Annotated in this window: 7 protein-coding genes; 2 read left to right on the top strand and 5 right to left on the bottom strand. The window is 70.7% G+C overall.

What is annotated here, in order from left to right; genetic code table 11:
• Nucleotides 1–17: 17 nt before the first annotated feature.
• The 3 genes from HWD93_RS11860 to HWD93_RS11870 form a co-directional block, all read right to left on the bottom strand.
• Nucleotides 18–2,384: an excinuclease ABC subunit UvrA gene (locus HWD93_RS11860; RefSeq protein ID WP_261646931.1), complete on the bottom strand. Its 2,367-nt coding sequence runs from the start codon at nucleotides 2,382–2,384 to the stop codon at nucleotides 18–20.
• A gap of 67 nt (nucleotides 2,385–2,451) precedes the next feature.
• On the bottom strand, nucleotides 2,452–2,907 hold the full coding sequence (locus HWD93_RS11865; RefSeq protein ID WP_071294703.1) for an NUDIX hydrolase: 456 nt from the start codon (nucleotides 2,905–2,907) through the stop codon (nucleotides 2,452–2,454).
• A 10-nt stretch (nucleotides 2,908–2,917) separates the two neighbouring features.
• Nucleotides 2,918–3,679, bottom strand: a complete 762-nt coding sequence (locus HWD93_RS11870) for an SDR family oxidoreductase (RefSeq protein WP_071294704.1) — start codon at nucleotides 3,677–3,679, stop codon at nucleotides 2,918–2,920.
• A 153-nt stretch (nucleotides 3,680–3,832) separates the two neighbouring features.
• Between HWD93_RS11870 and HWD93_RS11875 the strand changes: the two genes are divergently transcribed.
• Nucleotides 3,833–4,306, top strand: a complete 474-nt coding sequence (locus HWD93_RS11875; protein WP_254789583.1) for an NfeD family protein — start codon at nucleotides 3,833–3,835, stop codon at nucleotides 4,304–4,306.
• Nucleotides 4,303–5,532 (top strand): SPFH domain-containing protein, encoded by a 1,230-nt coding sequence (locus HWD93_RS11880; protein WP_071294705.1) that lies wholly within the window; start codon nucleotides 4,303–4,305, stop codon nucleotides 5,530–5,532. The genes HWD93_RS11875 and HWD93_RS11880 overlap by 4 nt, the downstream gene beginning before the upstream one ends.
• 63 nt (nucleotides 5,533–5,595) lie before the next feature.
• Here HWD93_RS11880 and HWD93_RS11885 read toward each other — a convergent pair whose 3' ends face one another.
• Both HWD93_RS11885 and lnt read right to left on the bottom strand, forming a co-directional pair.
• Nucleotides 5,596–5,946: an RNA polymerase-binding protein RbpA gene (locus HWD93_RS11885; RefSeq protein WP_070419007.1), complete on the bottom strand. Its 351-nt coding sequence runs from the start codon at nucleotides 5,944–5,946 to the stop codon at nucleotides 5,596–5,598.
• 110 nt (nucleotides 5,947–6,056) lie between these two features.
• On the bottom strand, nucleotides 6,057–7,616 hold the full coding sequence (gene lnt, locus HWD93_RS11890) for an apolipoprotein N-acyltransferase (RefSeq protein ID WP_261646933.1): 1,560 nt from the start codon (nucleotides 7,614–7,616) through the stop codon (nucleotides 6,057–6,059).
• Between the last annotated feature and the right edge of the window lie 13 nt (nucleotides 7,617–7,629).

Below are 7,629 nucleotides of genomic sequence, written 5' to 3' on the forward strand. Positions count from 1 at the left end.
CGGACCTGTCCCCCGCCTCAGGCTCCGACGTAGGCCGCCAGGTGCTCCCCCGTGATCGTCGACCGAGCGGCGACGAGCTCGGCCGGCGTGCCCTCGAACACCACACGACCGCCGTCGTGGCCGGCGCCGGGCCCGAGGTCGATGAGCCAGTCGGCATGTGCCATCACGGCCTGGTGGTGCTCGATCACGACGACCGTACGCCCGGCCTCGACCATGCCGTCCAGCAGCCCGAGCAGCTGTTGGACGTCCGCCAGGTGCAGCCCGGTCGTCGGCTCGTCGAGGACGATCACTCCGCCGGGGTCGCCGAGGTGCGTCGCGAGCTTGAGGCGCTGCCGCTCGCCGCCGGACAGGGTCGTCAGCGGCTGCCCGATCGTCAGGTACCCGAGTCCGACGTCGACGAGCCGGGCGAGGATCGCGTGCGCCGCAGGGATCCTCGACTCCCCCGTCGCGAAGAACGCCGCAGCGTCGGCCACGGGCATCGCGAGGACCTCGCTGATGTCCTTCCCCCCGAGCCGGTACTCGAGCACCGACTGGTCGAATCGCTTCCCGCCGCACTCGGCGCACGGGGTCGCGATGCCGGCCATCATGCCGAGGTCCGTGTAGATGACCCCCGCGCCGTTGCACGCCGGACACGCACCCTCGGAGTTGGCGCTGAACAGGGCGGGCTTCACACCGTTGGCCTTCGCGAAGGCCTTGCGGATCGGCTCCAGCAGCCCCGTGTACGTCGCCGGGTTGCTCCGCCGGGAGCCGCGGATCGCGCCCTGGTCGATCGCGACGACACCGTCGCGCGGTGACAGCGACCCGTGGATGAGCGTGCTCTTGCCGGAGCCGGCGACACCCGTCACGACCGTGAGCACCCCGGTCGGCACGTCGACGTCCACACCCTGCAGGTTGTGCGCGTCGGCGCCGCGGATCTCGAGGACGCCGGTGCGTTCGCGCACGACGTCCTTCACCGACACCCGGTCGTCGAGGTGGCGACCGGTGACCGTGTCGCTCGTACGGAGTCCGCCGACCGGCCCCTCGTAGCAGAGCGCCCCGCCGTTCGTCCCCGCACCCGGCCCGAGGTCGACGACGTGGTCCGCGATCGCGATGACCTCGGGCTTGTGCTCGACGACGAGCACCGTGTTGCCCTTGTCGCGGAGGCGGAGCAGGAGCCCGTTCATCCGCTCGATGTCGTGGGGGTGCAACCCGGTGCTCGGTTCGTCGAAGACGTAGGTGACGTCGCTCAAGGACGACCCGAGGTGCTTCACCATCTTGACGCGCTGCCCCTCTCCCCCGGACAGGGTCCCCGTGGGGCGGTCGAGCGAGAGGTACCCGAGGCCGATCTCGACGAAGGAGTCGACCGCGTCCCGCAGGCCGTCGAGCAAGGGCCCGACGGTCGGTTCGTCGATCCCCCGCAGCCAGGCGGCGAGGTCGGTGATCTGCATCGCGCAGACGTCCGCGATGCTCTTGCCGGCGATCGTCGACGACCGTGCGACGTCGTTCAGCCGGGTGCCACCGCAGGCCGGACAGGTGGTGAAGGTGACCGCGCGGTCGACGAAGGCCCGGATGTGGGGCTGCATCGCTTCGCGGTCCTTCTGCAGGAACGAACGCCGCACGCGCGGGACGAGCCCCTCGTACGTCATGTTGATGCCGGCGATCTTCTGCTTCGTCGGTTCGCGGTACAGGAAGTCCTGGCGTTCGGCGTCCGTGAAGTCACGGATCGGCGTGTCCTTGTCGAAGTACCCGGACTCGGCGAACATCCGGACGTTCCAGCCGTCCGTGCCGTACCCGGGGATCGTGATCGCCCCGTCCGACAGGGACTTCGTGTCGTCGAACAGCTGCGTGAGGTCGATGTCGGTGACCGTGCCGCGGCCTTCGCAGTCGGCGCACATGCCGCCGAGCCGTGAGAACGAGACCTTCTCCGCCTTGGCGTCCTTGCCCTTCTGCACGGTGATGGCACCACCGGCCGTGACCGTCGCGAGGTTGAAGGAGAACGCGTTCGGGCCACCGATGTGGGGCGTCCCGAGGCGGCTGAACAGCACGCGGAGCATGGCGTTGGCGTCCGTCACGGTGCCCACGGTCGAGCGGGGATCGGCGCCGATGCGTTCCTGGTCGACGACGATCGCCGTGGTGAGGCCGTCGAGCACGTCGACGTCGGGGCGTGCGAGCGACGGCATGAACCCCTGCAGGAACGCGCTGTACGTCTCGTTGATCATGCGCTGCGACTCCGCCGCGATGGTCGCGAACACCAGTGAGCTCTTGCCCGACCCGGACACGCCGGTGAAGACGGTCAGGCGACGCTTCGGGAGCTCGACGTCGACGTCGCGCAGGTTGTTCTCACGTGCACCACGCACCCGGATGCGGTCGTGGGTGTCAGCGGCGTGCTCGGCACTCGGTTCCATGCCCCATAGGGTAGCGGTGACGTGTGACGTTCCACAGGACGGTTCCGCACCGGAACGAGCCGGCGCGTCAGGACGGCGCGTGGGTGCGGACGAGACCAGGGAGCTCGGCGGGCTCGAACGGCTCGTCGGTGGCGTCGAGCTCGTCGGCCGTCCACCAGCGCGACTGCAGGATGTCCACGCGCTCGTCGTCGGTCCACTCGGCGTCCGACAGCGTGAAACCGGGCGTCCGGACGACGTAGAACTCCGCGTGGCCGCGGTCGTGGTCGGCCAGGTCCCACTCGACGGTGAAGTCCCACGACCACACCGGCTCGCCCGGGTCGTCGATGACGATGCCGGTCTCCTCGCGCAGTTCGCGGATCGCGGCGTCGCGGTGGTCCTCGCCGGGGTCGACACCGCCGCCGGGTGTGATCCAGCGGTGCGCTCCGTCCGACGACGGGGAGTTGGTGTCCATCAGGAACACCCGACCGTCGGGGTCGAGCAGGATGATCCGGGAGGTGCGGCGCAGGCCGGGCTTCGCAGTCACCCGTCCGACGTTAGCCGACGAAGCCGCTGACGTCGCCGACGAGCTTGGTGTGGTCGGCGGGGATCGGCTCGATCGCGGCCGCGGCGATCTCGGCGGCGAACTCGGAGACGCTGTAGAGCTTGCCGACCTCGGCACGGCGGCCCTCGATCGCGCCCGGGTTCAGGCGGTTGAGGAGCGTGGCGGTGATCGTGCCCTCGATCATGTCGCCGGAGACGACCACGAACTCGATGCCCGCCGCGTCGAGCTGCGGCACGAGCTCGCGGAGGGCGAGCTCGCCGGCCCGCTTGCTCTTGGCGACCGGCACGTACTCGTCCATCGTCTCGGCGGTCTCGACGAAGTGGGCCTGGTGGCTCGTGACGAACACGACGCGCGATCCGGCGGGCATGTGCGGCACGGCGGTCTGCAGCATGTCCACCTGCGCGTCGCGGTTCAGGCGCAGCGCGTAGTCCTCGCCCAGGCCGGACTCCATGCCACCGGAGGCGTTGAGCACGAGCAGGTCGATGCCGCCCCACTCCTGCACGACGGTGTCGACCATCGCCTGGACGGAGTCGTGGTCGGTCAGGTCCGCACCGACGGCGAGTGCCGACCCGCCCGCGGCGACGATCTTCTCGGCGATCTGCTCGGCACGCTTGGCCTTGTTGCGGTAGTTCACGACGACCTTGGCGCCGGCCTCGGCCAGGTACCCGACGGTGTCGGCGCCGATGCCGCGGGACGACCCCGTGACGAGGGCGCGCTTGTCGGCGAGGGATCCGGGGGCGAGGGGGTTGCTCACAGTCGTGTTCTCCAGGTCTGGTTCGGCGGGTCGGCCGCCGACGAGCCTACCAACCACCGCGCGGGCACAGCACGGACTTGATATGTTGAACGGAGTTGGACCGGCCGTCGCGACGCAGCGAGCAGCCGCGCGCGACCGAGGGAGGGAGATCGCGTGAACGGGATCGATTGGATCCAGACCGTCATCTGGATCGGACTGGTGCTCCTGCTGGGCGTGGTCGAGATATTCACGCTCGACTTCATCTTCATCATGCTCGCGGCCGGTGCCGCCGGCGGGCTGGTCGCCGCACTGCTCGGCGCACCGTGGTGGCTGTCGGCCATCATCGCCGCGGGCGTCGCCCTGCTGTTGCTGTCGGTCGTCCGGCCGCGGCTCTTGACGGCACTCGGTCGGAACGCCGACCCGCACCGCACCAACGTCGAGGGACTCATCGGGCTGCCGGGCACGGTCGCCGTCGCCTTCACCGCGTCCGCCCCCGGCCAGGTCCGCCTGGCCAACGGCGAGACCTGGAGCGCCCGCATCTCCGCCGACGCCACAGACCGAACACCTCCGCTCGGGACCCCCGTGGTCGTCGAGTCCATCGAGGGGTCGACGGCTGTCGTCCGCCTCGGAGAAAGGGCCACCTCGTGACCATCTCAGCCGGGACGATCGCACTGCTCGTCCTCATCCTCGTCGTCGTCATCTTCGTGATCGTCGTCCTGTCCCGCGCGATCCGCATCGTGCCGCAGGCGACCGCGGGGATCGTCGAACGCCTCGGGAAGTACCACAAGACCCTCAACCCCGGGTTGAACCTGCTGGTGCCGTTCATCGACCGACTCCGGCCGCTGCTCGACATGCGCGAGCAGGTCGTGTCCTTCCCGCCGCAGCCCGTCATCACCGAGGACAACCTGGTGGTCTCGATCGACACGGTCGTCTACTTCCAGGTCACCGACGCCCGCGCCGCCACCTACGAGATCGCCAACTACCTCGGCGCGGTCGAGCAGCTCACGACCACCACGCTCCGCAACGTCGTCGGTGGCCTCAACCTCGAAGAGGCCCTGACCAGCCGCGACAACATCAACGGCCAGCTCCGCGTCGTGCTCGACGAGGCGACCGGCAAGTGGGGCATCCGCGTCGGCCGCGTCGAGCTCAAGGCGATCGAGCCGCCCGTGTCGATCCAGGACGCCATGGAGCAGCAGCTGCGTGCCGAGCGCAGCCGTCGTGCCGCCATCCTGCAGGCCGAGGGGACGAAGCAGTCCCAGATCCTCGAGGCCGAGGGGCAGCGGCAGGCCGCCATCCTCGCGGCCGAGGGTGACGCGAAGGCCCAGGTCCTCCGTGCCGAGGGTGAAGCGCAGGCGATCGCCACGGTGTTCGACGCCATCCACACCGGCGACCCGGACGACAAGCTCCTGTCGTACCAGTACCTGCAGACCCTGCCGAAGATCGCCGAGGGCACCGCGAACAAGCTCTGGATGATCCCGAGCGAGTTCACCGAGGCACTGTCCGGCATCGCGAAGGGCTTCACCGCCGGGCGCACCGGCAGCGGACCGATCGCCGGCGGCGGTGCCGGGAGCGACTTCCTGTCGCGGATCTCCAAGCTCGCGAACGAGAGCCTGGCGAACAGCGCGGCCGCCGATGCCGCGGCCGGTTCGGTCCCCCGCCCGGACGCCACGGCGGCGGACATCGTCCCCGAGTCCGAGCTCGACCAGCGTCTCGCCGAGTCGAACAAGAGCGTCGACGCGCACCTCGCGGCGTCGGACGAGGCCGCGGCCGACGAGCTCCGCGACGCAGCGAAGGACGAGCACCACGGGAGCGCGACCGACGCCGGCCCCGACGCCTCCGGGCACCGCACGAGCGACGGCTCCGGCCGCCGCTGACAGCCACCACGACGACGACGCCCGCCCCGGGAGACCGGGGCGGGCGTCGTCGTCGTGTGCGGGTCAGGCGCCGCGCCGTGCGCGCAGGAACTGCAGTCGCTCCTGCAGGAGCTCCTCGAGCTCTTCACGCGAGCGTCGCTCGAGCAGCATGTCCCAGTGGGTCCTGGGGGCCTTGACGTCCTCTTCTGCGACCTCGACGGGGATGCCGTCGTCACCGAGGAGTCGTCCTTCGCGACCGGAGCGGGGCTCCGACCACGTCTGGGGGACGTCTGCATCCGCCGAGAAGACGATGTCGAACGTCTCCCCCGATTCCGTCTGGTAGACCGCACGCTTGCGGTCCGAGAGCTCGACGCCCTCTTCGCTCTGGAGACTCTGACTCCCGAGCCGCATGCCGCGGAGACTCCGATCAGCCATGTGTGTGCTCCTCTCGCTCGTCTGCCCTCCACAACACTGTCCCACGCGCCTGCACTCCCGGACCGGCGCATTCACAGTCCTCTCCCAGTGCGGGACCGAGGCCTGCTTGCTTAGGCGCGGCGAGCAGTGCCGCGGCGGCCCCAGGGCGCGCAGGCGAGCAGCGTGAGGAGCCCGCCGAGCGAGAGCAGGAGCGCGATCGATCCGGACGCGAGGGTCGCCGGGGTGGTGGTCGTCCCGAGCGGCACGTCCGTGATCATCGACGTCGCGGTGTACGCCGGCACCCGGTCGATCGTCCGTCCGGTCGGGTCGATGACCTGCGACGCCCCGACGGTGGAGATGTTCACGAGCGACCGACCGGTCTCGATCGCCCGCATCCGAGCGATCTCGAGCTGCTGCAGGTTCTCGTCGGTGCCGTCGAAGTCAGCGTTGTTCGTCTGCGCCAGGATGACCTGCGCTCCCCCGCGCGCCATGTCGGTGGCGAGTCCGTCGTCGACGATGTCGAAGCAGATCGCGATGCCCGCCCGGACGCCGGCGACCGACAGCACGTTCGGCTTCGTCCCCGGGGTGTAGTCGCGCTGCAGCAGCCCGATGAGCGACGGCGCGAGCTTGGAGAAGAACCAGCGGTCCGGGACGTACTCGCCGAAGGGCACCGGGCGCTTCTTGTCGTAGGACGACTGCCAGCCGTCCTTCGTCCACACGAACGAGGTGTTGTGCAGGACCCCCGAGGACGTCTGCGTGATGGCGCCGGCGACGATCGGCGCCCCGACAGAGTCGACGACCTGGTCGAGAGCCGACGCGATCACCGGCTGCTGGCGCGGATCGAACTCGGCGGAGCCCTCGGGCCAGACCACGAGGTCGACCCCCTTCGCCTCGACGTCGGTCGCCGCGACCTGCGCGCTCAGCACCGCGCCCGGCGCCGCCCGGTCGAAGTACCCGGCGGGGCCGTCGCCCTGCACCGACTCGATCCGGATCGTGCCGTCGGTGGCGGTCGGCCACGCGGGCACGGCGAGCACGGCGGCGACGAGCAGTCCCGCCGTCGCGACGCGGACGGGCACCCGGACGGCCCGGCCGGGACCGCGGGGCACGACCAGGGCGAGCGACACGACGACCGCGACGCAGTACACGACGACGAACGTCACACCGAGCACGCCCACGTAGGCGGCCAGGTGCGTGAACGGGCCCTGCGACTGCGAGAGGCCGACCCGCCCCCACGCGAAGCCACCGTAGGGCCAGCTCCCCGAGAACCACTCGCGTCCGGTCCAGAGCGCGGCGACGACGGCCGGGAGGCCCCACACGCGTCCGGCGGTGGACGGCACGACACGCGCCACCCAGCGGTACGCGAGGGCGATCGCGACGCTGCCGAGGGCGAAGAACGCGGCTTCGAACAGCGCGAGCGCGAACCACGGGACCGGTCCGAGGTAGCGGCCGGCCCACGAGATCGCGGGGATCCAGAAGGCCGCGCCGAAGACGTACCCGAGCCAGGCCGCGCGCCGAGCACGCTGGCCCATCGCGGCGAGCAGCATGCACGCGAGTGCCGGGTAGGCGAGGAACCACCAGCCCGGCGACGGGAAGGCGAGTGCGAACAGCACGCCCCCGATGACGGCGAGCGGGAACGCCTGCGCGAGCGGCAGGGCCGCGAAGTCGGACCGGCGGCCCGCCGGAGGGCGCACGGCGGAGCCGCGA

This window comes from Curtobacterium sp. C2H10 (genome assembly GCF_025407985.1).
Taxonomy (GTDB): Bacteria; Actinomycetota; Actinomycetes; order Actinomycetales; family Microbacteriaceae; genus Curtobacterium.

Excerpts from the sequence above, each read along its gene's own strand:
- HWD93_RS11860 (WP_261646931.1), bottom strand. The coding sequence starts at position 2,384 with ATGGAACCGAGTGCCGAGCACGCCGCTGACACCCACGACCGCATCCGG.
- HWD93_RS11885 (WP_070419007.1), bottom strand. The coding sequence starts at position 5,946 with ATGGCTGATCGGAGTCTCCGCGGCATGCGGCTCGGGAGTCAGAGTCTC.